The organism is Nocardia arthritidis NBRC 100137 (genome assembly GCF_001612765.1).
GTDB classification, from domain to species: domain Bacteria; phylum Actinomycetota; class Actinomycetes; order Mycobacteriales; family Mycobacteriaceae; genus Nocardia; species Nocardia arthritidis.
The window spans coordinates 13145-36796 of sequence record NZ_BDBB01000062.1; the positions used below are offsets into that span (position 1 = coordinate 13145).

At 69.4% G+C, this 23652-nt stretch carries 23 protein-coding genes; 16 read left to right on the forward strand and 7 right to left on the reverse strand.

Going from position 1 to position 23652, the window contains the following annotated elements; genetic code table 11:
* The first annotated feature begins 75 nt into the window (after positions 1 to 75).
* The 9 genes from ftsZ (at position 76) to NA8_RS30270 (ending at position 9965) form a co-directional block, all read left to right on the forward strand.
* Complete coding sequence (ftsZ, locus tag NA8_RS30230) at positions 76 to 1320, forward strand: cell division protein FtsZ (protein ID WP_063053719.1); 1245 nt, start codon at positions 76 to 78, stop codon at positions 1318 to 1320.
* 270 nt (positions 1321 to 1590) lie between these two features.
* Complete coding sequence (gene pgeF, locus NA8_RS30235; RefSeq protein ID WP_063053720.1) at positions 1591 to 2319, forward strand: peptidoglycan editing factor PgeF; 729 nt, start codon at positions 1591 to 1593, stop codon at positions 2317 to 2319.
* A 52-nt stretch (positions 2320 to 2371) separates the two neighbouring features.
* Positions 2372 to 3133, forward strand: a complete 762-nt coding sequence (locus NA8_RS30240; protein ID WP_063053721.1) for a YggS family pyridoxal phosphate-dependent enzyme — start codon at positions 2372 to 2374, stop codon at positions 3131 to 3133.
* 105 nt (positions 3134 to 3238) lie between these two features.
* Positions 3239 to 4021 (forward strand): cell division protein SepF, encoded by a 783-nt coding sequence (locus tag NA8_RS30245; RefSeq protein WP_040865945.1) that lies wholly within the window; start codon positions 3239 to 3241, stop codon positions 4019 to 4021.
* A gap of 89 nt (positions 4022 to 4110) precedes the next feature.
* Positions 4111 to 4413, forward strand: coding sequence for a YggT family protein (locus tag NA8_RS30250; RefSeq protein WP_039797136.1), 303 nt, complete (start codon positions 4111 to 4113; stop codon positions 4411 to 4413).
* A gap of 69 nt (positions 4414 to 4482) precedes the next feature.
* Positions 4483 to 5340: a DivIVA-like cell division protein Wag31 gene (gene wag31, locus NA8_RS30255; protein ID WP_063053722.1), complete on the forward strand. Its 858-nt coding sequence runs from the start codon at positions 4483 to 4485 to the stop codon at positions 5338 to 5340.
* Positions 5341 to 5417: 77 nt separating this feature from the next.
* Positions 5418 to 5618, forward strand: coding sequence for a hypothetical protein (locus NA8_RS30260; RefSeq protein WP_063053734.1), 201 nt, complete (start codon positions 5418 to 5420; stop codon positions 5616 to 5618).
* Between the two features lie 273 nt (positions 5619 to 5891).
* On the forward strand, positions 5892 to 9026 hold the full coding sequence (gene ileS / locus NA8_RS30265) for an isoleucine--tRNA ligase (RefSeq protein WP_063053723.1): 3135 nt from the start codon (positions 5892 to 5894) through the stop codon (positions 9024 to 9026).
* Between the two features lie 387 nt (positions 9027 to 9413).
* Positions 9414 to 9965 carry an NlpC/P60 family protein gene (locus NA8_RS30270; protein WP_245664065.1) on the forward strand — a complete coding sequence of 184 codons (552 nt, stop codon included), beginning with the start codon at positions 9414 to 9416 and terminating at the stop codon, positions 9963 to 9965.
* 126 nt (positions 9966 to 10091) lie between these two features.
* Here the strand turns inward: NA8_RS30270 and NA8_RS30275 are convergent, their stop codons facing one another.
* Positions 10092 to 10979 (reverse strand): UTP--glucose-1-phosphate uridylyltransferase, encoded by an 888-nt coding sequence (locus NA8_RS30275; RefSeq protein WP_063053736.1) that lies wholly within the window; start codon positions 10977 to 10979, stop codon positions 10092 to 10094.
* A gap of 405 nt (positions 10980 to 11384) precedes the next feature.
* Here NA8_RS30275 and NA8_RS30280 point away from each other — a divergent pair, with 405 nt between their 5' ends.
* Both NA8_RS30280 and NA8_RS30285 read left to right on the forward strand, forming a co-directional pair.
* Entirely contained in the window at positions 11385 to 12713 is a 1329-nt protein-coding gene (locus NA8_RS30280) for a DNA polymerase IV (RefSeq protein ID WP_084467196.1), read from the forward strand.
* A gap of 194 nt (positions 12714 to 12907) precedes the next feature.
* Positions 12908 to 13408: a WKL family lipoprotein gene (locus NA8_RS30285; protein ID WP_063053738.1), complete on the forward strand. Its 501-nt coding sequence runs from the start codon at positions 12908 to 12910 to the stop codon at positions 13406 to 13408.
* Between the two features lie 89 nt (positions 13409 to 13497).
* On the opposite strand, the gene NA8_RS30290 is transcribed toward NA8_RS30285, so the two are convergent.
* Together NA8_RS30290 and rarD are read right to left on the reverse strand one after the other, a co-directional pair.
* Complete coding sequence (locus NA8_RS30290; RefSeq protein ID WP_063053724.1) at positions 13498 to 14004, reverse strand: PaaI family thioesterase; 507 nt, start codon at positions 14002 to 14004, stop codon at positions 13498 to 13500.
* Between the two features lie 120 nt (positions 14005 to 14124).
* Complete coding sequence (rarD, locus tag NA8_RS30295; RefSeq protein ID WP_063053725.1) at positions 14125 to 15042, reverse strand: EamA family transporter RarD; 918 nt, start codon at positions 15040 to 15042, stop codon at positions 14125 to 14127.
* Positions 15043 to 15077: 35 nt separating this feature from the next.
* Between rarD and NA8_RS30300 the strand changes: the two genes are divergently transcribed.
* Both NA8_RS30300 and NA8_RS30305 read left to right on the forward strand, forming a co-directional pair.
* On the forward strand, positions 15078 to 17501 hold the full coding sequence (locus tag NA8_RS30300) for a cation-translocating P-type ATPase (protein WP_063053726.1): 2424 nt from the start codon (positions 15078 to 15080) through the stop codon (positions 17499 to 17501).
* An 81-nt stretch (positions 17502 to 17582) separates the two neighbouring features.
* A complete protein-coding gene (locus NA8_RS30305; protein ID WP_063053739.1) occupies positions 17583 to 18401 on the forward strand; it encodes a PhzF family phenazine biosynthesis protein in 819 nt (272 codons plus the stop codon).
* A gap of 12 nt (positions 18402 to 18413) precedes the next feature.
* On the opposite strand, the gene NA8_RS30310 is transcribed toward NA8_RS30305, so the two are convergent.
* From NA8_RS30310 to lspA, 3 genes are read right to left on the reverse strand one after another with little or no spacing between them, the layout of a single operon-like run.
* Complete coding sequence (locus tag NA8_RS30310) at positions 18414 to 19079, reverse strand: hypothetical protein (RefSeq protein ID WP_063053727.1); 666 nt, start codon at positions 19077 to 19079, stop codon at positions 18414 to 18416.
* Positions 19072 to 19998 (reverse strand): RluA family pseudouridine synthase, encoded by a 927-nt coding sequence (locus NA8_RS30315; protein WP_040865953.1) that lies wholly within the window; start codon positions 19996 to 19998, stop codon positions 19072 to 19074. Before NA8_RS30315 ends, NA8_RS30310 begins: the two co-directional genes overlap by 8 nt.
* Entirely contained in the window at positions 19995 to 20591 is a 597-nt protein-coding gene (gene lspA / locus NA8_RS30320) for a signal peptidase II (RefSeq protein WP_245660147.1), read from the reverse strand. The genes NA8_RS30315 and lspA overlap by 4 nt, the downstream gene beginning before the upstream one ends.
* Positions 20592 to 20805: 214 nt before the next feature.
* On the opposite strand from lspA, the gene NA8_RS30325 reads away from it, so the two are divergent.
* From NA8_RS30325 to NA8_RS30335, 3 genes are all read left to right on the forward strand, one after another.
* A complete protein-coding gene (locus NA8_RS30325; RefSeq protein WP_084467197.1) occupies positions 20806 to 21696 on the forward strand; it encodes a hypothetical protein in 891 nt (296 codons plus the stop codon).
* A complete protein-coding gene (locus NA8_RS30330) occupies positions 21693 to 22421 on the forward strand; it encodes a sensor domain-containing protein (protein ID WP_063053728.1) in 729 nt (242 codons plus the stop codon). The genes NA8_RS30325 and NA8_RS30330 overlap by 4 nt, the downstream gene beginning before the upstream one ends.
* Before the next feature lie 82 nt (positions 22422 to 22503).
* A complete protein-coding gene (locus tag NA8_RS30335; protein WP_063053729.1) occupies positions 22504 to 22971 on the forward strand; it encodes a VOC family protein in 468 nt (155 codons plus the stop codon).
* Positions 22972 to 22986: 15 nt separating this feature from the next.
* Here NA8_RS30335 and NA8_RS30340 read toward each other — a convergent pair whose 3' ends face one another.
* Positions 22987 to 23418 carry a QcrA and Rieske domain-containing protein gene (locus tag NA8_RS30340; protein ID WP_063053730.1) on the reverse strand — a complete coding sequence of 144 codons (432 nt, stop codon included), beginning with the start codon at positions 23416 to 23418 and terminating at the stop codon, positions 22987 to 22989.
* Between the last annotated feature and the right edge of the window lie 234 nt (positions 23419 to 23652).

Here is a 23652-nt window from a genome sequence, read left to right on the forward strand (position 1 = left end):
TCCGGACCGGGCCCATGAGCGGTGTGCCGAGAATCCGGAAACGACAGGCTTTAGATCGAAGGAAGGCGAGAGCCCATGACGCCCCCGCACAACTACCTTGCGGTGATCAAGGTCGTCGGTATCGGCGGCGGCGGTGTGAATGCCGTCAACCGGATGATCGAGCAAGGACTCAAAGGTGTCGAGTTCATCGCGGTCAACACCGACGCCCAGGCCCTGCTGATGAGTGATGCCGACGTCAAGCTCGACGTCGGCCGTGAATTGACCCGCGGCCTCGGCGCGGGCGCGGACCCCGAGGTCGGGCGCAAGGCCGCCGAGGACCACAAGGACGAGATCGAAGAGGTGCTCAAGGGCGCCGACATGGTCTTCGTGACCGCGGGCGAGGGCGGTGGCACCGGCACCGGTGGCGCTCCGGTCGTCGCGCAGATCGCCCGCAAGCTCGGCGCGCTCACCATCGGCGTGGTCACCCGTCCGTTCTCCTTCGAGGGCAAGCGGCGCGGGAACCAGGCCGAGGTCGGCATCAACCTGCTGCGCGAGTCGTGCGACACGTTGATCGTCATCCCGAACGACCGGCTGCTGCAGCTCGGCGACGCGGCGGTGAGCCTGATGGACGCGTTCCGTTCCGCGGACGAGGTGCTGCTCAACGGTGTGCAGGGCATCACCGACCTGATCACCACCCCGGGTCTGATCAACGTCGACTTCGCCGACGTCAAGAGCGTGATGTCCGGCGCGGGCAGCGCGCTGATGGGAATCGGTTCGGCGCGTGGCGAGGGCCGCTCGGTGAAAGCGGCCGAGTCGGCGATCAATTCGCCGCTGCTGGAAGCGTCCATGGACGGTGCGCACGGTGTGCTGCTGTCGATCGCGGGCGGATCGGACCTCGGTCTGTTCGAGATCAACGAGGCGGCGTCGCTCGTGCAGGAGGCCGCGCACATCGAGGCCAACATCATCTTCGGCACGGTGATCGACGATTCGCTCGGTGACGAGGTGCGCGTCACCGTGATCGCGGCGGGCTTCGACGGGGGCGGACCGGCCCGGCGCACCTTCGAGAATCCCGGCCGCAGCACGATCGGCACGGCGCGCTCGGGCGAGATCGGGCAGAGCCGCGCCAGTGAGATCGCGGCGCGCGGCAGCGACAGCACACCGGCTACCTCCGGCGCGACCGCGGCGGGCCGTGGCACGCTGCCGAGCTACCGGGACACCGAACGGCAGCGCACTCTGGGCGAGCCGACGGTGACGAGCAACACCCGCTCGCACATCACGCCGCCGGATGCCGGCGACGATGACGACGACGTGGACGTGCCGTCGTTCATGCGGAGGGGCTGAGCGCTGGAGTGTGGTTCCGGCGCAGGCCGGGACCGACCGCGCAGAGCGATCCCAGCCCGGGCCGGGACGTCTCGGCGGGACACGGGGAGTGGTGTCCCGGAGTTCGATTGTGGATCAGTGATTTCGGGGGAAGGCCGGCGTGGGGGCCGGCCGGGCGGGGCTGGGCGCCGGGGCGCCCGATGCGACGCAATCGCCACCGCCTGGGGGGAATATTCGCTCTCTACCTGGGCATTTCGACGCCCGTCGCCGAGCGCAACTACGCTCGTCGCCATGACTATCGCGCCGACCATCACTGTCCGACGGGTCACCACGACCAGGGCTGGAGGCTTCTCGGCGCCACCTTACGACTCGTTCAATCTGGGCGACCACGTCGGCGACGATCCGGCGGCCGTGCGGCGCAATCGCGACCGGCTGGCCGATGGCATCGGCCTGCCGCCGGAGCGCCTGGTCTGGATGGAACAGATCCACGGCCGCACCGTGGAGATCGTCGACGGCCCGCGCGCCGAACCGGTCCCCGCCACCGACGCGCTCGTGACCACCGTGCCGGGACTCGCACTGGTTGTGCTCACCGCCGACTGCGTGCCCGTTCTGTTGTCCGACGACGAGGCGGGCGTGATCGCCGCGGTGCACGCGGGACGGATCGGCGCTCGCATCGGCATCGTGCCGCGCGTGCTCGAGGCGATGGTCTCGGCCGGTGCGCGCCTGGACCGGGTGGGAGCTTTTCTCGGGCCCGCCGCCTCCGGCCGCCAGTACGAGGTTCCCGCCGCCATGCGCGCCGACGTCGAAGCGCATCTGCCCGGCAGCGCGACCACCACCGTTCGCGGTACCCCCGGCCTGGATCTGCGCGCGGGTATCTCCCGGCAGCTCACCGAGGCGGGCGTCGGCGCGATCGCGGTCGACCCGCGCTGCACCATCGAGGACCGCACCTTGTTCAGTCATCGCCGTGGCGCGCCGACCGGCCGGATCGCGGGAGTGATCTGGATGGAGACCGGCGCATGAGCGCGCGCGACGCCTGCGCGGTGCCGGAGCCGAGCGTCGGTGGGAGGCGCGCATGAACGCCGAGGCGAGGACCGCGGTGGACGGCGCGCTCACGACGCGGACCGCCGAATTGTCGGCCAACCTGGCGGGCCTGCTCGTTCGCATCGACACCGCCTGCCGCGCGGCGGGCCGCGCGCCGGATTCGGTGCGGCTGCTGCCGGTGACGAAATTCTTCCCCGCCGCCGACGTGGCGATCCTGCACCGGCTCGGCCGGCGCGAGTTCGGCGAGTCCCGGGAGCAGGAGGCCGCGGCGAAGGTGGCGGCGCTGCGTGAGGAAGACCTCTCCGGCATTCGCTGGCACATGATCGGGCGGTTGCAGCGGAACAAAGCCCGGGCCGTCACCCGCTGGGCGCACACCGTTCACTCGGTCGACAGCGAACGCCTGGCAACCGCTCTTGACGCCGGTGCCCAGGCTGCGTTGGAGGCGGGCGAGCGCACCGAACCACTGCGGGTGTTGCTCCAGGTGAGCCTGGACGACGACCCCACGCGAGGGGGTGTCGCGGCCGCGGATCTCCCCGTGCTCGCCGAACGGATTGCGAACGCGCCGGGATTACGTTTGTCGGGTCTGATGGCCATTCCGCCCTTGGGGGCGGAGTCTGATGCCGCATTTGCGCGACTTGCGATGTTGCACACGTTGTTGCTCGCCGATCATCCGGACGCGACAGAGCTTTCCGCGGGAATGTCCGGCGATCTGGAATGCGCGATCGAACACGGTTCGACGGTTGTGCGTGTCGGTACCGCCTTGATGGGTATGCGACCGATAACCTCGGGCTAGCAAAGAAACCTCATCAGTCACATTCGACACATATGCTGGGATCTGACGAGGGCTGAGCAAGACTTCAACACCCGGCCGCCACCGGGGCCGAAGGAAGGTCGACCAATGAGCACGCTGCACAAGTTCAAGGCGTACTTCGGCATGGTTCCGCTCGAGGATTACGAAGACGACTACGTCGACGATCGCGCTCCCCGAGGCGTGGACGAGCGCGGTGCTCGCCGGCCCCGGCCCCGTGACTACTCCGACCGCGACGGCTACGTCGACCGCTACGGCGACGACCGCTACGGCGCGGGGCGTTTCGACGACGTCGACTACCCCGAGCCCGCCTACAAGTCGCCCTATAAGGCGGGTTACTCGGTGTCGCGGCGCGACGACTACGCTGACGAGCCCTACGGTGACGACCGCTACGACGCGCCCAGACGTCCCACCCGGATCGATGCCGCACCGTCCGGCCGCTTCCGGGCGGGTGGGAGCGCGCCACCGCTGCGTGGCACCACCCGTGGCGCGCTCGCCGTCGATCCCGACGCCGAGGAGCGCAGGCTGGAGGAGCGCGTGCGTCCCGAGCCCGCCCCCGTGCGGCGGCCCGGGATCTTCGAGGACGGAGGCCCCTTGTCCAAGATCACCACGCTGCGCCCGCGCGACTACAGCGAGGCTCGCATCATCGGCGAACGCTTCCGTGAGGGCAATCCGGTGATCATGGATCTGGTCGATCTGAGCAATGCCGACGCCAAGCGGCTGGTCGACTTCGCGGCGGGTCTGGCCTTCGCGCTGCGCGGGTCGTTCGACAAGGTGGCGACGAAAGTGTTCCTGCTCTCACCGGCCGATGTCGACGTATCAGCGGAAGAACGCAGGCGCATCGCGGAAACCGGCTTCTACAACCAGAAATAAGGTCGTGATCTGGGGGGTGAAGCGGACCGGTCGCCCGTTGTGCGGCGCGGTCATTTTGCGCGAAGCGATTTTTACGGCAGAGTGAACTCGTGGCCTTGTTCGCGGTGCTGTACTTCGTACTGTTCATCTTCTGGCTGTTGCTGATCAGCCGGGTGATCGTCGAGTTCATCCGTAGCTTTGCCCGAGACTGGCGTCCTACCGGTGTCGTGGTCGTCGTCCTGGAGGTGATCTTCACGATCACCGACCCGCCGGTGAAACTGCTGAGGCGGTTGATACCCCCGGTGTCGCTGGGCGGAATTCGCCTGGATCTGTCGATTATGGTCCTGCTTTTCATCGTCTTCATCCTGATGTCGATCGTGGGCAGGCTCGGGCAACCGGTAGCTCCGGTGTGACAGAATGGGCCGAGAAGACAGCTTGCTAGATCTGCTAGATCTCCAAAAGACGCGCGAAGGGATCCTTCCATGCCGCTGACCCCAGCCGATGTGCACAACGTCGCGTTCAGCAAACCGCCGATCGGGAAGCGCGGCTACAACGAGGATGAAGTCGACGCGTTCCTGGATCTCGTGGAGCAGGAGCTCTCGCGCCTGATCGAGGAGAACGCGGATCTGCGCCAGCGGGTCGCCGAACTGGACGCGGAGCTGGCCGACGCGAAGAAGAACCGCGGCCCGGCCGTGGCGAACACGGTGAAAGCGCCGATTCCGCAGGCCCCGCCGCCTCCGCCGGAACCGATCAAGCCCCCGGTTCCCGCCGCGCCGCCCGCTCCGATGCCCGCCGCGCCGGTGGCCAAGGACGCTCCGGGCGCGGACGCGAACCTGCAGGCCGCCAAGGTGCTCAGCCTCGCCCAGGAGATGGCGGATCGGCTGACCAGCGATGCCAAGGCCGAGGCGGAGAGCTTGCTGTCGAATGCCCGGGCGAATTCCGAGCGACTGGTCGGAGACGCCAGGACGCGGTCGGAGGCGATGATCGCCGACGCCCGCCAGAAGTCGGACGCGATGCTGTCGGACGCGCAGACCCGCTCGGACAGCCAGCTGCGCCAGGCCAAGGAGAAGGCCGACGCGTTGCAGGCCGACGCGGAGCGCAAGCACACCGAGATCATGGCGACCATCACCCAGCAGCGCAGCGTGCTGGAGAGCCGGATCGAGCAGCTCAAGACCTTCGAGCGGGAGTACCGGGTGCGGTTGAAGTCGTACCTGGAGTCGCAGCTCGAAGAGCTGGAGAACCGTGGCTCGGCGGTTCCGGTCGACGGCGGCGAAGCGTTCGCGGACGCCAACACGGCGAACAACCTCGCGCCGGCCTCCTTCGCCAAGGGCGGCAAGTAGCGCGCCGCGCACGAGCACAGCAGTTCGCATACCGTTAGAGGAACTGTCGAGCCGCCCGGCATGCCTTGGGGGTCACCATGCTCGTCTTGACACTCGTCCTTGCCGCGATCGGCTTCGCCCTGCTCGTGGCCGCGCTCACCACCGGTTCGGTGATCTGGGCGTGGGGTTGCATCGTGGTGTGCGTCATCGGTGCGATACTCCTGCTGGTGAGCGCTTTGTCCATGCGGAGTCCGGACGGTGATTCACCACTGCCTCCCGGCCGACATGCCAAACGCTGACCTGCTCTTCGATATGAGTTGACCGCTGCGGCTAGAATCAAACATGAATACGGCGTCGATCCGGCTATCACCGGGGAGCCTTCGGAAGAACGGTGGCGCGGCCCGCGGGCCGGGCGCTCAGTAGAACCGAACGGGTGAGCCCGTCACAGCTCGCGAATGAGAGGTCCGGCGTTCGTCACGCCGGACAAGCGGGGTGGTACCGCGGTCTCGGCGCACCGGGCGCCGTCATCGTCCCCGTGCCCATGACACACGGCACGAGGAGACGTATCCGCCATGGCGGACCACACTTCCAGCAACAGCGCGTACCCGCGCGTCGACCTCGGCGTCGGCAACGGGACGTCGTTCCCCGAGATGGAGCGCCGCGTGCTCGACGCGTGGGCGGCCGCCGACACCTTCCGTGCGAGCATCGAAAACCGTTCCGGCGCAGCCGAATTCGTTTTCTACGACGGTCCGCCCTTTGCCAACGGTCTGCCGCATTACGGACATTTGCTCACCGGATACGTCAAAGACCTCGTCCCGCGTTTCCAGACCATGCGGGGCAAGCGGGTCGATCGGCGATTCGGATGGGACTGCCACGGTCTGCCCGCCGAAATCGAAGCCGAAAAGCAGCTCGGTATCACGGACAAATCACAGATCGATGCGATGGGGCTCGCGGAATTCAACGCGGCCTGCAAATCGTCGGTACTGCGCTATACCGGGGAATGGCGCGACTACGTGACCCGCCAGGCCCGCTGGGTCGACTTCGACAACGACTACAAGACGTTGGACACCGACTTCATGGAGTCGGTGATGTGGGCGTTCAAGTCGCTGTACGACAAAGGCCTGATCTATCAAGGCTTCCGGGTGCTGCCCTACAGCTGGTACGAGCAGACGCCGCTGTCGAATCAGGAAACCCGCCTCGACGACGCCTACAAAATGCGCCAGGACCCGGCGGTGACCGTCGACATGGCGTTGCGCGTGCCCGCGGAGCATCCGCTGCACGAACTCGACGGCGCCAACGCGCTGATCTGGACCACGACGCCGTGGACGCTGCCGTCCAACCTGGCGATCGCGGTTCACCCCGATGTCCGCTACGTGCACCTGCGCGGAGCCGACGGCAAACGCTATGTGCTCGCGGCCGAACGGGTTTCGCACTACGCGCGAGAGTTCGGCGAGACCCCGGAGGTGCTCGCCGAGTTCGACGGCGCCGCGTTGGCCGAGCTGTCCTACGCGCCGCCGTTCGACTTCTTCCTGGGCCACCCCAACGCCCACCGTGTGCTCACCGCCGACTACGTGACCACCGACTCCGGCACCGGCATCGTGCATCTGGCGCCCGCCTTCGGTGAGGAGGACATGGACGTCGCCACCGCGCACGGCATCGAGCTGGTGCAGCCGCTGGACGCGGGCGGCAAGTTCACCTCGATGGTCCCGCCGTACGAGGGTCTCATGGTGTTCGACGCCAACCCGGTGATCATCAAGGACCTCAAGGCCGCGGGAAAGCTGTTGCGGCACGAGACGATCGAGCACTCTTACCCGCACAGCTGGCGCTCCGGGCAGCCGCTGATCTACATGGCCGTGCCGTCCTGGTTCGTCGCGGTCACCAAGTTCCGCGAGCGGATGGTCGAGCTCAACAAGCAGATCACCTGGGTGCCCGAGCACATCCGCGACGGCCAGTTCGGCAAGTGGCTGGAAGGCGCGCGCGACTGGAACATCAGCCGCAACCGCTACTGGGGCAGCCCGATCCCGGTGTGGGTGTCCGACGATCCGGCCTACCCGCGCGTCGACGTGTACGGATCGCTGGACGAGCTGGAGCGCGACTTCGGCGTGCGCCCGGCCGATCTGCACCGCCCGATGATCGACGAACTCACCCGGCCGAATCCCGACGACCCGACCGGCAAGTCGACCATGCGCCGGGTACCGGAGGTGCTGGACTGCTGGTTCGAGTCCGGCTCGATGCCCTATGCCCAGGTGCACTACCCGTTCGAGAACAAGGAGTGGTTCGACAGCCACTTCCCGGGCGATTTCATCGTCGAGTACAACGGGCAGACCCGCGGCTGGTTCTACACGTTGCACGTGCTGGCGACGGCGCTGTTCGATTCCCCGGCGTTCAAGACCGTTGCCGCGCACGGCATCGTGCTCGGTGACGACGGCCTGAAGATGAGCAAGTCCAAGGGCAACTACCCGGACGTCAACGAGGTGTTCGACCGGGACGGCTCGGACGCGATGCGCTGGTTCCTGATGAGTTCGCCGATCCTGCGCGGAGGCAACCTCATCGTCACCGAGCGCGGCATCCGCGAGGGTGTGAGTCACGCGCTGCGACCGCTGTGGAACGCGTGGACCTTCCTGCAGTTGTACGCCTCCAAGCCCGGGGTGTGGCGCACGGATTCGCCGCACGTGCTCGATCGCTACATCCTGGCGAAGCTCGCGCGAACCCGGGATGTCATCACCGAGGCGCTGGAGGTCTACGACATCGCCGGCGCCTGCGAGGAACTGCGCTCGTTCGCCGACGCGCTGACCAACTGGTACGTGCGGCGGTCGCGGTCGCGGTTCTGGAGCGAGGATCGCGACGCGGTGGACACCCTGCACACGGTGCTCGAGGTGGTCACCCGGCTGGCGGCGCCGTTGCTGCCGCTGATCACCGAGGTGATCTGGCGCGGGCTGACCGGCGGCGACTCGGTGCACCTGGCCGACTGGCCGAAGGAGGACGAGCTGCCGGACGACCCGGAGCTGGTCGCCGCCATGGACGAGGTGCGGGTGGTGTGCTCGACGGTGCTGAGCCTGCGCAAAGCGCAGAACCTGCGGGTGCGGCTGCCGCTGGCCGAGGTCACCATCGCCGCGGCCGACGCCGAGCGGCTGGCGCCGTTCGCCGACATCGTCGCCGACGAGGTCAACGTCAAGAAGGTGGACCTGACCACCGACGTGGACTCGCACGGCCGCTTCGAGCTGGTGGTCAACGCCCGTGCCGCGGGCCCGCGACTGGGCAAGGACGTGCAGACGGTGATCAAGGCGGTCAAGGCCGGGGAGTGGTCCGAGGACCCCGACGGCACGGTCCGCGCGGCGGGAATCGCCCTGCTGCCCGAGGAGTACACCCAGCGCCTGGTCGCGGCCGAACCCGAGTCGACCGCGGCGCTGCCCGGGAACGCGGGTCTGGTGGTGCTCAATTCGGTGGTCACCGAGGAGCTGGAGGCCGAGGGCTGGGCGCGGGACCTGATCCGCGATCTCCAGGAGACCAGGAAGTCGTCCGGACTGGACGTCTCCGACCGCATCTCCGTGGTGCTGGAGGTCCCGGCGGAGCGGGCCGCGTGGGCCGAGACGCACCGTGACCTGATCGCGGGCGAGATCCTCGCTACCACGCTGATCTTCGGCGACGCGGGTCCGGAGGCCGCCGATCTGGTCGGCGGCGTGCGCGCGAAGCTCGCCAAGGCGTAGCGCGCCGAGTATCGAGCGAGCCGGGGCGGGACCCATCGGGTCCCGCCCCGGCTGCTGTGCGGCGTGGTCCTCGTGCCCGTTGTCTCGGGCCCGACCGTTGCGGATCAGCTGGCAAATTAGTGATGTAGATCACATGCTGAGAATTTGCTGATTCCCGACAATTCGCCGATATCCCAGGCACAATCTGCGGTGTCGCTGCTGTTGCCCGGCTCGTCCCGGGGGCGGCAGTTTCTCTTTCTGGCTTGTCTTACTTGGAATTCGGCCGCGCCGGTAACACGCCCGGCGTGGGTGGCGGTGGCTCCACATCGGTGGCCGCTGCTGATGCCATGTATTAGCCAGGCTGCCGATCGGCGGCCAGTCATCCGCGCCCATGGAAGGGGCGAGTACGTGCCGAGAAAATCGACGCACCGCATCGCACTCGGATTTCTGCTCTCCACCATCACCATCCTCCTGCTCGCCGGACCCGTCTGGGCCGACACCGGCAGCGCCTCCGGCAGCGGGCCGGGCAGCGCCTCCTCCGGTTCGGCCTCGGGCAGCGGTCCCGGCGGTGACTCCGGCAGCGCCAGCGGCTCGGGCGCCCTGCCGGTGCCCAGTGTGTTCGGACTCGGCGCGCTGGCCGCGGCGACGACGCAGATCGGCAAGCCCTACGAATGGGGCGGGACGGGCCCCTTCAGCTGGGACTGCTCGGGTCTCGTGCAGTGGGCGTATCGCCAGGTCGGCGTAAGCATTCCGCGGACCACCTGGCAGCAGGCGAAGGCGGGCGCACCGGTGCCGCGGGGCTCGCTCTCGCTCGGCGACGTGGTGGTGCTGAATCAGGACGGCTCGCACGTCGGCATCTACGCGGGTAACGGCCTGGTACTCAATGCCTATGACTGGGGTGTGCCCGTGGGCTATACCCCGCTCGACGAATTCGACATCTACGCCATCCGCCGCTTCTGAGCGCACCCGCCGACGGCACGCGATGCCGATCGCGGCTGCTCCCGGGATGACACGGCCCCGACCGGTAGAGGGAGGCTTGGTCGGGGCCGTGTCGGAGAGTCGCTCGCCGTGGTCGTGGCCAGGAGGTCAGCCGTCGAGGCCGTCGGCGAGGTCGCGCAGCGACGGTCCGTACTGCGGGTGCGCCAGCGCCGAGGCGAATTGCGCCACCAGGTAGTCGGCCGGGTTGCCGGTGTCGTACCACCGGCCGCGGATCACCTTGCCGAAGACCGGATTGTTCGCCGCGTGCACGTTGATCGCGTCAGTGAGGTACACCTCGCCGGTGCGGTGCTTATACCACGCTTCGGTCTGCCTGCGCAGCTCGTCGATGATGCCGGGGGTGACGACGTAGCCGCCGATCGCGGCGAACGACGACGGCGCGTCCTTCGGCTTCGGCTTCTCCCGCAGTCCGGTGATGCGCAGTAGGCCGTTGCCCTGGTCGTCGGCGACCACCGGCACGCCATAGCGCTGCGACTCGGCGGGATCCATCGGCATCAACGCCAGGACGGGTGCGCCGGTGGCCTCGTAGGCGTCGATGAGCTGCTGGGCGCGTGGCACCTCGGCGACGAACACGTCGTCCGGCCACAGCACCAGCATCGGCTCGTCGCCGAGATTGCGGGCGGCGTTGAGCACCGGGGTGCCGTTGCCGTACGGCCCGTGCTGGTCGAGGTAGGTGATGTGGCCGAGCCGGGACAGCTCGCCGACCTCCTCGACCGCGTCGGCGAAGGCGGTCTTGCCGTCCGCGCGCAGCTGGGCCACCAGCGCCGGGTTGGGGCGGAAGTGGTCCTGGATCAATGATTTTCCGCCGCTGACCACGATGGTGATGTCGGTGATGCCCGAAGCGACCAGCTCGCGGACGGTGTGCTCGATCACCGGCTTGTCGCCGACCGGCAGCATCTCCTTGGGGATGGCCTTGGTCAGCGGAAGCAGCCGGGAGCCGATACCTGCGGCCGGGATGACGGCCTTGCGGATATTCATGAGTCCGATCATCACATATCGGACCGGGCGCCGAGCTCCCTCCCCGCGGCACGTCGGCGGTTGTTTCGGGACTGCCGAGTATCGGGTCCGGTGCGGAAAAGGGCAGATCAAGGCCGGTGCGGCGAGGTGAACGGTCATCCGGAGACGAGCCGAGGCGAGCTGCGACACCGGCAGGTAACCGGCAGCTAGCGCACAGCCACCTGACAGCGTCACCGCTTGCCCCGAGCTGTCGGTGGGCGGGCGTACATTGCACCCGTGCGTACCGAGAAACCGAGCGTCGAGCGCGCGGCCACGCCGTCGACCGGGATCGGGACGACGCGCGGGGACGGCTCGGTGAGCCCCCGGCCTCTCCCGGCGTTCGCCGACGCGGACAGCGTCGCCCGGCGCTGGGTTCTGCATATAGATATGGACGCGTTCTTCGCCTCGGTCGAACAGCTGACCCGGCCGACGTTGCGCGGCAGGCCGGTGCTGGTCGGCGGAACCGGTGGGCGCGGGGTGGTTGCCGGAGCCAGTTACGAGGCGCGAGTGTTCGGCGCCAGGTCGGCGATGCCGATGCATCAGGCGCGCAGGCTGGTCGGTGTCACCGCGGTGGTGGTGCCGCCGCGCGGGGCGGTCTACGGGGTGGTCAGCGGACAGGTCTTCGACGCGCTGCGCAGCCGGATCCCGGTGCTGGAGACGCTGTCGTACGACGAGGCGTTCGGCGAGCCCGCCGAGTTGGCGGGCGCGACGGCCGGGCGGGTGCACGCGTTCTGCGAGGAGTTGCGCGCGGTGGTGCGCGAGCGGACCGGGCTGACCGCCTCGGTGGGCGCGGGCACCGGCAAGCAGCTGGCCAAGATCGCCTCCGGCTTGGCCAAGCCCGATGGGGTGCGAGTGATCTCGCCGGTCGAGCAGCCGCGTCTGCTGGCGGGGCTGCCGGTGCGCAAGTTGTGGGGAATCGGGCCGGTCGCGGAGGGCCGATTGCGTTCGCTGGGCATCGAGACGGTGGGCGCTTTCGCCGCCCTGCCGGAATCGGAGGCGATGTCGATTCTCGGCGGCAGTGTGGGCGCCGCGCTGCACCGGCTGGCGCGCGGCATCGATGATCGTCCGGTCGCCGAACGCACCGAGGCGAAGCAGATCAGCGCCGAGACCACCTACGAGACCGACATCGTCAGCCTCGAGCAGCTGCGCCCGGCCATCGAGGACATGGCGGCGGCGGCGCACCGGCGCCTCACCGGCGACGGGCGCGCGGCGCGCACGGTGGTGCTCAAACTGAAGAAGTCCGATATGAGCATCGTCACCCGCTCCTTCACCCTGCCCTATGCCACCGAGGACCTGGCCACCCTCGCCGCCGCCGCGCAACGTTCGGCGCTCGACCCGCGGGAACTGGGCCCGATCCGTCTCGTCGGGGTCGGCTACGGCGGCCTGTCGACGATCCGCCAGGAGTCGCTGTTCCCCGAACTGGATCGCGGCACCGCCGCCGAGATCGTCACGGCGCAGCCGGAAGCCGAGCCCGCGCGCTCCGCCGGACTCGGCGCTGCTCCGCAGACCAGCGCGCCCACCTTGCCCGCGGCCGTCTGGCATCCCGGCATGGACGTGACCCATCCCGAGCACGGCCACGGCTGGGTGCAGGGCGCGGGGCTCGGCGTGGTGACCGTTCGCTTCGAAACCCGTTCCACCGGTCCGGGTCCCGCGCGCACCTTCGCCGCCGGCGACGCCGCGCTCACCCGGGCCGATCCACTGCGCAGCCTGCTCTGACGGCCGGGCCCGTGGCTCGACATCGCCCGGCCGGGCGCGTACGTTCGCTGCCGACGACCATCGTCGGTCCGTGTGGATCTTCGGCGGCGCCCCCCGGTGCCGGTAGCCTGGGACCTCGTGCAGCGCCGCCGGTTCGGGTGGCGGCTGTCAAGGTGGAACACGACACGGACCTCTCGAACGCAAAGGACGAGCAGTTGAAGCTTCGTAAGACTGGACGCATCGCGATCGCCGGCCTGGCCATCGTCGCCGCGCTTGGCCTGACCGCCTGCGGTGGCGACGACAAGGACAGCAAGCCCGCCGCCAAGACGTCGACCAGCGCCAAGGCGTCGGCGGTCGCCAGCGCGAACCTGCCGCCGGTCCCGACCCCCGCGGAGCTGAACACCGCCCTCTCCCGTGCGCTGGACCCGTCGGTGCCCGGCTCCGAGAAGCTGGACAACGTCCAGGGCGCCGAAGCCGATCCGACGCTGCCGGATCGCCTGTCCCAGGCCGCGGCGGGCGCCGACGTGAAGATCGAGGTCACCGACGTCACCTCGTTCGGCGACAGCGTGAACGCGAAGGCCAAGTTCATCCTCAACGGCCAGGAGAACATCGTCGACGTGCCGTTCGTCGCCGACAACGGCAAGTGGAAGATCCAGAAGGCGTGGGCCTGCACCATGCTGACCAACCTCGGCCAGCAGTCGGCGGCCTGCAGCTGAGTTCGCACGACCGGCCCGGCGTCGTTGCGTGGAATGTGTTGCGCACCGGGCGGTTCGAGCTGCCCTGTCGGCCCGGTGCGGCACTCTCGCTAGATCATCCGCAGGATCGCGCAGGTCGCGGCGGCGTGCGCGTACAGTTCACCGTCCTCGGCTCCGATCAGGCGGGCCTCCGCGCTCGCGGTGGTGGGGCCGACGTGGATAGCGGTGCCTTCGCAGCGCAGCGTCCGGGTGTCGCTGCGCACGTGCCGGTGCACGTGGATTCCGATCTGAACCGAGGTGGACCGCGTCCCGCCCGGCAATCTCGTCATCACGGCCGATTCGAGGGCCGATTCCAGCAGCGCCGTCACAAAGCCGCCGTGCGCCCCGCCGATGGGGTCGAGCAGGTGATCGCCCGGCTCGCCCTCGAAAACCGCGATCCCCTCACCGACCTGGACCAGCCGGAAGCCGAGTGCGTTCAGGATCGGCGCGTTCGGGATTCGCCCGTCGAGCGCTCCCTGCAAGATCTCTCGGCCGGTCATGCCCAGCAGGTCGGGAGCCGTCCCGGCGGGTGTCCGCCAGATGCGGGTGCGGGAGCGAAGGGGTTCGGGCGCGGTCATGTGTCGACGCTACAAAGCGGACGGAACGTTTAGAAGTGTCGGATCCGACACTTTCGCAACCGTTTCCGACGAATAGTCGCTTCTCGGCGTCCGGTGATCGGGTCTGACCGCTGCCTCGGGTCACGGACGTGGTGCTGCGCCTGTGAGATCACGCGATGTGCGCCGCGCGCGCCGGGCTCGCAGCAGCGCTTCGGTGGTGAAGAGCGCCAGCGCGGCCCAGATGAGCGCGAAACCGGCCCATCGCGAGGCGGGCATCGGCTCGTGCGCGACGGCGACGCCCCAGGCCATCTGGAGCGCTGGGGTCAGGTATTGCAGCAGGCCCATGGTGGACAGCGCGACGCGCTGAGCCGCGACGGCGAACAGCAGCAGCGGGACGAGGGTCACCGGCCCGGTGGCTGCCATCAGCGCGGTGTGCGCGGGGCCGGAGGCGAATTCGCTGTGCCCGGTGACCGCCAGAGCGATGGCGAACGCCAGCGCGAAGGGCGCGGCGACGATGCCCTCGGCGGCGATGCCGCGCAGCGCGTCCAGCGGGATCACCTTCTTCACCAGGCCGTAGGTGGCGAACGAACAGGCCAGGGCCAGGGCGATGACCGGCGGCCTGCCGTAGTCGACGGTGAGCACGGCCACCGCACCCGCGCCGAGGGCCAGGGCGGCCCACTGGGCGCCGGTCAGCCGTTCCCGGAAGATCACCACCCCGAACGCGACGGTCACCAGCGGGTTGATGAAGTAGCCGAGGGCGCATTCCACGACGTGGCCCGAGGTGACGCCGTAGACGTACACCCCCCAGTTCAGCGCGATCGCGGCGGACGCGACGGCCGCCAGGCGCCAGACGCGGCCGCCGATGCCGCGCAACTCGCGGATCCGGCCGCTCACGGCGAGCACCGCGAGCACGACGACCAGCGTCCAGACGATCCGCTGCGCCACCACCTCACCCGGACTGGCGAACGCCAGCAATCCGAAGAGCGCGGGGAAAAGTCCCCACAAGAAGTACGCGCTCGCTCCGAACGCTGCACCGGGGATGGACCTGCTTCGCCGCACGAGGACGAACGTAGTTGTCCCGTAGCCTTGCGGTCATGTCGATTACCGTGCAGGCTTCGGGCGCCACCGGACTGACCGCGGCCGAGGTCGAGCAACGTCGCCGCGACGGGCTGACCAACGACGTCCCCGATCGGGCGAGCCGCTCGGTCCGCGACATCGTTCGCGCGAACGTCTTCACCCGGATCAACGCCATCCTCGGGGTCCTTTTCGTCCTGGTGCTGGCCACCGGATCGATCATCGACGGCATGTTCGGCCTGCTGATCGTCGCCAACAGCGCGGTCGGCATCATCCAGGAGATCCGCGCCAAGCGCACGCTCGACGAGCTGGCCATCGTCAGCCAGGCCAAGCCGACCGTCCGCCGGGACGGCACGACGATCGAGGTCGCGCCGCACGATGTGGTGCTCGACGACCTGATCGAGCTCGGGCCCGGCGACCAGATCGTGGTGGACGGCACGGTCGAGGAGTCCGCGCAGCTCGAGGTGGACGAGTCGTTGCTCACCGGCGAGGCCGATCCGGTCGACAAGGCGGTCGGCGCCACGGTGATGTCGGGCAGCTATGTGGTGTCCGGGTCCGGCGCCTACCGCGCCACCAAGGTCGGCCGGGACGCCTACGCGGCGCGGCTGGCCGAGGAGGCGAGCAAGTTCACCCTGGTGCACTCCGAGCTGCGCAGCGGTATCGACAAGATCTTGAAGTTCATCACCTACCTGCTGATCCCAGCGGGCCTGCTGAGCATCTACAACCAGCTCGTCTCGAGCAAGGAGTCCTGGCGGCCCGCGGTCACCGGGATGGTGGCCGCGCTGGTGCCGATGGTGCCCGAGGGGCTGGTGCTGATGACCTCGATCGCGTTCGCGGTCGGCGTGGTGCGGCTGGGCAGGCGCCGGTGCCTGGTCCAGGAGTTGCCCGCGATCGAGGGCCTGGCCCGCGTGGACGTGGTGTGCGCGGACAAGACCGGCACGCTGACCGAGAACGGCATGCGGTTGTCGGACCTGAAGACCCTGAACACCTTCGACGACGCCGAGGTACGCACCGCGCTGGCCGCGCTCGCCGCCGACGATCCGCGCCCGAACGCGAGCGTCCAGGCCATCATCGAGGCCTTGCCGGACGATCCCGGCTGGCAGCGCACCGCCGTCGCGCCGTTCTCCTCGGCCAAGAAGTGGAGCGGCTGCTCCTATGGCGAGCACGGCGACTGGTTGCTCGGCGCGCCGGACGTGTTGCTGGACCCGGACTCCGCGGACGCGCGGGTGGCCGAGGAACTGGGCGCCTCCGGTCTGCGGGTGCTGTTGCTGGCGCGCGGCGACCGTGCGGTGGACGCGGCGGACGCTCCCGGCGTTGTGCGGCCCGCCGCCCTGGTCGTGCTGGAGCAGAAGGTCCGGCCCGACGCCCGCGACACACTCGACTACTTCGCGAGCCAGGATGTCTCCATCAAGGTCATCTCCGGCGACAACGCCGTGTCGGTCGGCGCGGTGGCCTCCTCGCTCGATCTACCCGGCGGCGATCACCCGATCGACGCGCGGGAATTGCCGGAGGACCGCGACGGACTGGCCGGTGTGCTGGACCGCAACACCACCTTCGGCCGGGTCCGTCCGGACCAGAAGCGCGCCATGGTGTCCGCCTTGCAGTCGCGCGGGCACACCGTGGCGATGACCGGCGACGGCGTCAACGACGTTCTGGCGTTGAAGGATTCGGATATCGGCGTGGCCATGGGCTCGGGCAGCCCGGCGACCAGGGCGGTGGCGCAGATCGTCCTGCTGGACAACAAGTTCGCCACCTTGCCCTATGTGGTCGGGGAGGGACGCCGGGTGATCGGCAACATCGAGCGCGTCTCGAATCTGTTCCTCACCAAGACCGTCTATTCCGTCCTGCTCGCCTTCTTGGTCGGGATCGCCGGTGTCGGTTCCCAGATCTTCGACTACGACCCCATCGGCTACCCGTTCCTGCCGCGCCACGTCACGATCGCGGCCTGGTTCACCATCGGCATCCCGGCGTTCATCCTCTCGCTCGCGCCCAACAACGAGCGTGCCCGCACGGGCTTCGTCGGACGGGTCATGCGACTGGCCATCCCGTCGGGCGTGGTGATCGGCGCTGCCACCTTCGTGGCGTACCTGATCGCCTATGCCGGGCCGGAGGCGGGCGAGGAGCAGAAGGTCCAGGCGGGCACCACCGCCCTCATCACCCTGATCATGATCGCGGTGTGGGTGCTGGCCATCGTCGCGCGTCCGTACGTCTGGTGGAAGGTGGTCCTGATCGCGGCGTCGGTGGCGGCGTACGTCTTCTTGTTCACCGTTCCCTTCACCCGCGAGTTCTTCAAACTCGACCCCTCCAACCTCGCGCTCACCGGTGCGGCGGTGGCCTGCGGTGTGGTGGGCATCGTGCTGGTCGAGGCCGCGTGGTGGGTGAGCGCCGTGCTGCTCGGCGACAAGCGGCAACTGCTGCCGAGCTCGCCCGGCGGGGCCGCCTGACAGACTGGACGCCTGACTAGCCGCGCCACGAGAAGCCTTGTGCGAAGCGGCCATTCAGAGTTGGAGTACCTTCTGGAGACTATGGAGGTACTGCTGCACCAGATCGACGCGTTCGCCGACGCACCGTTCTCGGGCAACCCGGCCGCGGTGATGCCGCTCCCGTCGTGGCTCCCGGATGCGTTGCTGCAACAGCTGGCCGAGGAGAACAACCTCGCCGAGACCGCGTTCTATACATCGCAATTACCTCCCGAGGCGGGCATGCCGCCGGGTGAGTGGCCCGCTTTCCACCTGCGGTGGTTCACCCCGAGGGTGGAGGTCGCGCTGTGCGGGCACGCCACCCTGGCCAGCGCCGCGCAGATCCTGGCCGACCTGCATCCCGGCGAGGACCGGGTGAGTTTCTACACGCGCAGCGGCTGGCTGCACGTCGACCGCACCGACGACGACGAGTTCGTCCTCGACCTGCCGGTGGTGCCGAGCATCCCGGTGCGGCCCGATCCCGCGCTCGTCGCGGCGCTCGGGGTGCGTCCGGTGGCCGCGTATTCCGGCACCGACGAGGTGATCGTCGTGGCGACCGAACAGGAGGTGCGCGATGTCGCGCCCGTGCTGTCGGCGTTCCCCGCCCTGCCGCGCGCCGCCGTCGTCACCGCGCCCGGCGACACGGTCGATTTCGTCTCCCGTTTCTTCGGCCCCGGTGTGGGCGTTCCGGAGGATCCGGTGACCGGGTCCGCGCACGCCCAGCTGGTTCCGCTGTGGAGCGAGCGGCTCGGCCGCACCGAACTGCACGCCAGGCAGCTCTCTCGCCGCGGCGGGAGCCTGCGCTGCCAACTGGCGGGCGACCGGGTGCTGCTGTTCGGGCGCTGTCGCCGCTACCTCGACGGAGTAGTCACCCTGCCGGACTGAGCGCCCCGACGCTCACGGCTGCGGCACCGGTCCGTCGTCGGGGCCGGGCGCGACGACGTCGCGGTAGTCGGGCAGCAGCGGAACCACCGCGAAGCCGCCCGCCACCGCGTCGGCGGGAAGCGCCTGGACCGCGCGGATGCCGTTGTGCCCGGCCAGGTTCCGCAACCGCGCCGAGGAACCCCGGACGACCAGCCCGACGACGCAGCCGCAGCCCTCCCGGAGTCGTGCGGCGGAGTACGCCACCACGCGGGCGGAACGGTCGTCGGCGGGGCGCGGGAGCAGCCAGGCGGCGTCCTGCGCCGAATCCACTGCCGCGGCCGCACCTTCCGGGACGGGCACGGACACCAGGGGCGTCTGCACGCGGGGGACCGGCACTCGATAGAGCACCTGGGAGATCCGCAATCCGCCGCTGTGCGCCGGAATCTGCTCGGGGACCAGCGGTTCGGTGAACGACACCAGTGCCCAGCGTGGTTCGTCGCCGCCCGCTTCCAGCGAATCACGGGACCGGTCGAGGTAATCCGTCACCTGCTCGCCTTGGTCGGGCCCGAGCCGGTCGGTGGCCGCCGCGGTGCGATACGGCGGATGCAGCGCTCCCAGCGCGTAGATCAGCGCCATCAGCGCGACGACCGCGGCGGCGAGGAAGATACCGCGCCGCGGCGGCAGCCGGCGGTCAGACATCGCGCAGGACGTCCAGCGCGTGTTTCAGGTCGTCCGGGTACTCGCTGGTGATCTCCAGGTAGCGACCGTCGGCGGGATGCTGGAAGCCCAGCGACCGGGCGTGCAGCCACTGGCGTTGCAGGCCGAGCCGCTCGGCCAGGCGCGGGTCCGCGCCGTAGGTGAGATCGCCGCAGCACGGGTGGCGGATCGCGGAGAAATGCACCCGGATCTGATGGGTGCGGCCGGTCTCCAGATGGATGTCCAGCAGACTGGCCGAATGGAACGCCTCGACGGTGTCGTAGTGGGTGACGCTGGGCCGTCCGTCGGCGGTGACGGCGAACTTCCAGTCGTTGCCGCGGGCCCGGCCGATCGGGGCGTCGATCGTGCCGCTGCTCGGGTCCGGATGCCCCTGCACCACAGCGTGGTAGCGCTTGTCGACAGTGCGCTGTTTGAACGCGCGCTTGAGCATCGTGTACGCGTGCTCGGACTGCGCGACCACCATCACTCCGGAGGTGCCGACATCCAAGCGGTGCACGATGCCCTGCCGTTCGTGCGCGCCCGAGGTGGAGATGCGGTATCCGGCCGCGGCGAGCCCGCCCACGACGGTCGGCCCGCTCCAGCCGACACCGGTGTGCGCGGCCACACCGACCGGCTTGTCCACCGCGACGATGTCGTCGTCGGCGTAGAGGATCTTCATCCCCTCCACCGGTTCGGCTTCGATGGTCAATTCCCGCTTCGGCTCGGGGAAGATCACCTCGAGCCAGGCGCCCGCGGTGAGCCGATCGGACTTGCCCGCGGCGACACCGTCGAGCTGCACCGAGCCCTCCTCGGCGAGCGCGGCAACCGCGGTGCGGGACAGGCCGAGCAAGCGGGCCAGGCCCGCGTCGACGCGCATGCCGTCGAGCCCGTCGGGGACGGGCATGGTCCTGGTCTCCCTCATGCCGCGCTGCCCTCGCTCGCGTCGCCGGGCTTGCCGTGGCCGACCCGGGTGCCGTTGGGTTCGAAGCCGAACACGGTGAGCGCGACCAGCAGGATCGCGCCGCAGACGATGGCCGAGTCCGCGACGTTGAACACCGGCCACCAGCCGATCGCGACGAAGTCCACCACGTGGCCCTGCAGCGGGCCCGGCGCGCGGAACAGCCGGTCCATCAGATTGCCGAGCGCCCCGCCGAGCACCATGCCCAGACCGATCGCCCACCCCAGCGAGCGCAAGGTGCGGCCGATGCGCACCACTCCGACGACGACGGCGGCGGCGACGAGGGTGAGCAACCAGGTCATGCCGGTGGCCATGGAGAACGCCGCGCCCGGATTGCGCACCAGGCTCAGGCGCGCGACGTCACCGACGATCGACACCGGGTCGCCCGGCGTCAGTTTCGCGACCGCGATGGTCTTGGTGAGCAGATCCAGGCCCAGCACCACCGCGGCGAGGACGAGCAGCGTCCGCAGGCGCTGCGGTGGAGCAGGCTCGGTCGTCGGATCGGCGGTGTTTGCTGGGTTTTCCTCGGGCGGCCCGTCGTCACTCACGCCGACCATCATCTCTCGAGCCCGATCGGGCCCGGTGCGCGCGTCCGATTGCCCCGGCCGCGCGACCGGCGGACGCGCGTGGCACGCCGACCGGCGCACACTCGGATGTCCCAGCTGACACTCAGGAAGCGGTCGTACGCTGTTGCTCGTGACGGTGTTGTCTTCCCCCCGCCTTCATCGGAGCCCAGGCTCCGCACGAAGCGCACGCTCGGGCGTGCTGCTCATGGTGCTCGCGGTCGGGCTGTCGGCCTTCGGCGTCGGTTGCGGCGACGGCGCGGAGTCGAGCGGTGAGGCCGACGGAACGGAGCCGCTGGGAATCGGCAAGGAAGTGACCGTGCCGATCGCGGCCGCGGTGGCCACGGTCGAATCGGCCGGTGCGGAGCCGCGTTCGCTGCTGCGGCCGGAGTATCCGGCCGGCACCGCGCAGCGGGTCACGCTCTATACCGCCCACCACATCGAACAGCAGATCGATGAACAGCCCAAGCGCGACTTCTCCACCCCGGCGCTGACCATTCCCATGACCGCGCAGACCACCGCGGACGGCATCGATCTGACTCTTGGCACAGTCACCTCACCGGACCCGACGATGGCCAAAGCGCTCACCAAGATCGGCGGCTCGCACGCGGGCTTCGACCTCAGCGATCTGGGCACGATCACCGCCTTGCGGCTCGAGCCCGCCCCCGACGCGTCGAACACCGCCCGCGCCGCCCTCGAGCAGGCGTTCTACCAGGCCGTGTACCGGTCGATCGCGTTCCCCGACCAGCCTGTCGGCGAGGGCGCGGTGTGGACGGTGCGCCAGGAGGTGAGCAGCGGCGTCCTGCTCGACCAGGTGACCACCGCGATGCTGAGCAAACGCGACGGGGACCGGCTCACCATCGAACTGCACGTCACCCAGAAGCCGAAGTCGCCGGTGTGGAACCTGCCGAACAACGCGGGCACGCTGGATATCCGGGACTACGTCATGGAGGGCACGGGCACCATCACGGTGGATCTCGGATTGCCCCTGCCGGTGGCCGGATCCATTACCGTCGGCGGGCACCAGGCCTACCGCGATCCGCACAGCGACAGCACGCTGCGCCAGACAATCGATACGCAGGTGTCGTGGACCGAATGACCCGTGCGTGCGCCCTGCCGTTCGCGGTGGCGTACGTCGCTCTCGTAGTGGGCTGCGGCTCCGCCGAGCCCGCCGAGCCCGCCGAGCCAGGAGCGCCCGAGCTGCCGCCGCCGGCGTCCGCGGTGTCCGCGGTTCCGGTGACCGCCGCGCCCGAGACCGATTCGGGACGGCTGGGCGCCCGGCTCCTGGGCGAGGCGGACCTGCCGTCCGGCTTCACCGCGCTGCCGCCGCGCGCCGGCGCCGGGACCGCCCCGACCGGCGCCTCGGCGACGAAACCGGCGGAATGCGCGAAGGTACTCACTCCGCTCGGCGCGCAATACTCCGGCGCACTGGCCCAGGCGTCTACGCAATACGCCGGGCCGAATTTCTCCAGTATCGATATCGATGCTGCGAGTTATCCGCCTGACGCGCTCCCGGCCGCGTTTTCGGCCGTGCAGGAGACGCTGCGCCGATGCACGCGCTATTCCAGCGACGACGCCACCGATATCGCGGTGGACTACCGGATCGGCGGGCTCACCCAGCCGCCGGTCGGCGACGCCGCGGGCGCCTTCCAGGTGCGCGCCACCAGCGAGGGGCTCACGCTCGGCTCGTCGGTCGCGATCGTCCAGGTGGGAAGCACGTTGCTGCAGGTCGCGGTGACCGCGCCCGAGGTGGTGGACCCCGCTGTGCTCAGCGCGCTCACCGCGGCCCAGGTGCGTCGGCTGCAGGGCGGCGCGGGTCCCTGATTTCCGACGAACCCCCCAATTGCGTGGATCGCCGGAATAGGCTCGACATGGTCCGACACAACGCCTCGACCGGAGGTTCTCCATGTCTGATGTCAAACCCGTCCCCGATGGCTATCCGGTGGTCTCGCCCGGGCTGGCCATCGACGGCGCGGCGGCGGCGATCGATTTCTACAAGAACATTTTCGGCGCCACCGAACGTATGCGGATGCCCGGTCCGGACGGCAAGATCGCCCATTGCGAGCTGATGTTCGGCGATTCCGTCGTCATGGTCGGCGATCCGGCGCCCGATATGGACTTCCTCGACCCGAAGACGGTCGGCGGCACCCCCGTGAACCTGTACGTGTACGTCGAGGACGCCGACGCCGCCTTCGCCGCCGCGCTGGCCGCGGGCGCCACGGAGCTCACGCCGATGACCAGCCAGTTCTATGGGGATCGCAGCGGCGCCTTCGAAGACCCGTGGGGGCACCGGTGGACCGTGGCCACCCATGTGGAGGATGTGCCGCCCGACGAGATGGACCGCCGGATGGCGGAGATGTTCGGCGGCTCCTGAACCCGGCCGACCGGCTCACCCGGCGACCACCGAATCACCCGAGACCCGGACGGCGCGCGGTGCGAGGGGTTTGGTGGCCGGGCCGTTGACCACCGAGCCGTCCAGCGCGAACTTGCTGCCGTGGCAGGCGCAATTGATGGTGCCGCCGGACACCGCCGCGAGTTTGCATCCCGCGTGCGTGCACACCGCCGACAGCCCGACGAAGGTGCCCGCACTGGGCTGGGTCACCACAGTGTCACCGGCGATCACGCCGCCGCCGACGGGGATGTCGGCCGTCTTGGCCAGCGTGTTCGCCTGCCGGTCCGCATCGGCAGGCCGGTCGCCCGGCGCGGGTGGGGGTTCGCTCTTGCCGGAGGAGGCGCAGGCGGTGACCGCCGCCGCGGCGGCGATGCCCGCCCCGGCGGCGACCACACTGCGCCGGGTGCGGAGTTGTTCGTCGAGTGTCATGTCGGGTTCCGTTCCGAAGGCGCGGCACGGCGTTGCGCCGGTGCCGCTTTCGATTCGTCAACGGAATAGGGCAGCTCTGCGGTTCAATTCGGTGTGCTCAGAGGTCGCTGGCCGGCGTGTCGCGGCGGGACGGCGGACCCAGGAGGGCGAGCGGCGGACCCGGACCCCCTCATCTGCTTTGTGGCCGGGTCCGCCGCTCTGTGGTTACCCGCGGGCGATCGATTCGAACACCTT

Bases quoted from the DNA above. Each gene is read 5' to 3' on its own strand.
- ftsZ (WP_063053719.1), top strand. From the start codon at position 76: ATGACGCCCCCGCACAACTACCTTGCGGTGATCAAGGTCGTCGGTATC.
- pgeF (WP_063053720.1), top strand. From the start codon at position 1,591: ATGACTATCGCGCCGACCATCACTGTCCGACGGGTCACCACGACCAGG.
- NA8_RS30240 (WP_063053721.1), top strand. From the start codon at position 2,372: ATGAACGCCGAGGCGAGGACCGCGGTGGACGGCGCGCTCACGACGCGG.
- NA8_RS30245 (WP_040865945.1), top strand. From the start codon at position 3,239: ATGAGCACGCTGCACAAGTTCAAGGCGTACTTCGGCATGGTTCCGCTC.
- wag31 (WP_063053722.1), top strand. From the start codon at position 4,483: ATGCCGCTGACCCCAGCCGATGTGCACAACGTCGCGTTCAGCAAACCG.
- NA8_RS30260 (WP_063053734.1), top strand. From the start codon at position 5,418: ATGCTCGTCTTGACACTCGTCCTTGCCGCGATCGGCTTCGCCCTGCTC.
- ileS (WP_063053723.1), top strand. From the start codon at position 5,892: ATGGCGGACCACACTTCCAGCAACAGCGCGTACCCGCGCGTCGACCTC.
- NA8_RS30275 (WP_063053736.1), bottom strand. From the start codon at position 10,979: ATGAATATCCGCAAGGCCGTCATCCCGGCCGCAGGTATCGGCTCCCGG.
- NA8_RS30280 (WP_084467196.1), top strand. From the start codon at position 11,385: ATGGACGCGTTCTTCGCCTCGGTCGAACAGCTGACCCGGCCGACGTTG.
- NA8_RS30290 (WP_063053724.1), bottom strand. From the start codon at position 14,004: ATGACCGCGCCCGAACCCCTTCGCTCCCGCACCCGCATCTGGCGGACA.
- NA8_RS30300 (WP_063053726.1), top strand. From the start codon at position 15,078: ATGTCGATTACCGTGCAGGCTTCGGGCGCCACCGGACTGACCGCGGCC.
- NA8_RS30305 (WP_063053739.1), top strand. From the start codon at position 17,583: ATGGAGGTACTGCTGCACCAGATCGACGCGTTCGCCGACGCACCGTTC.
- NA8_RS30310 (WP_063053727.1), bottom strand. From the start codon at position 19,079: ATGTCTGACCGCCGGCTGCCGCCGCGGCGCGGTATCTTCCTCGCCGCC.
- NA8_RS30315 (WP_040865953.1), bottom strand. From the start codon at position 19,998: ATGAGGGAGACCAGGACCATGCCCGTCCCCGACGGGCTCGACGGCATG.
- lspA (WP_245660147.1), bottom strand. From the start codon at position 20,591: ATGGTCGGCGTGAGTGACGACGGGCCGCCCGAGGAAAACCCAGCAAAC.
- NA8_RS30325 (WP_084467197.1), top strand. From the start codon at position 20,806: ATGGTGCTCGCGGTCGGGCTGTCGGCCTTCGGCGTCGGTTGCGGCGAC.
- NA8_RS30330 (WP_063053728.1), top strand. From the start codon at position 21,693: ATGACCCGTGCGTGCGCCCTGCCGTTCGCGGTGGCGTACGTCGCTCTC.
- NA8_RS30335 (WP_063053729.1), top strand. From the start codon at position 22,504: ATGTCTGATGTCAAACCCGTCCCCGATGGCTATCCGGTGGTCTCGCCC.
- NA8_RS30340 (WP_063053730.1), bottom strand. From the start codon at position 23,418: ATGACACTCGACGAACAACTCCGCACCCGGCGCAGTGTGGTCGCCGCC.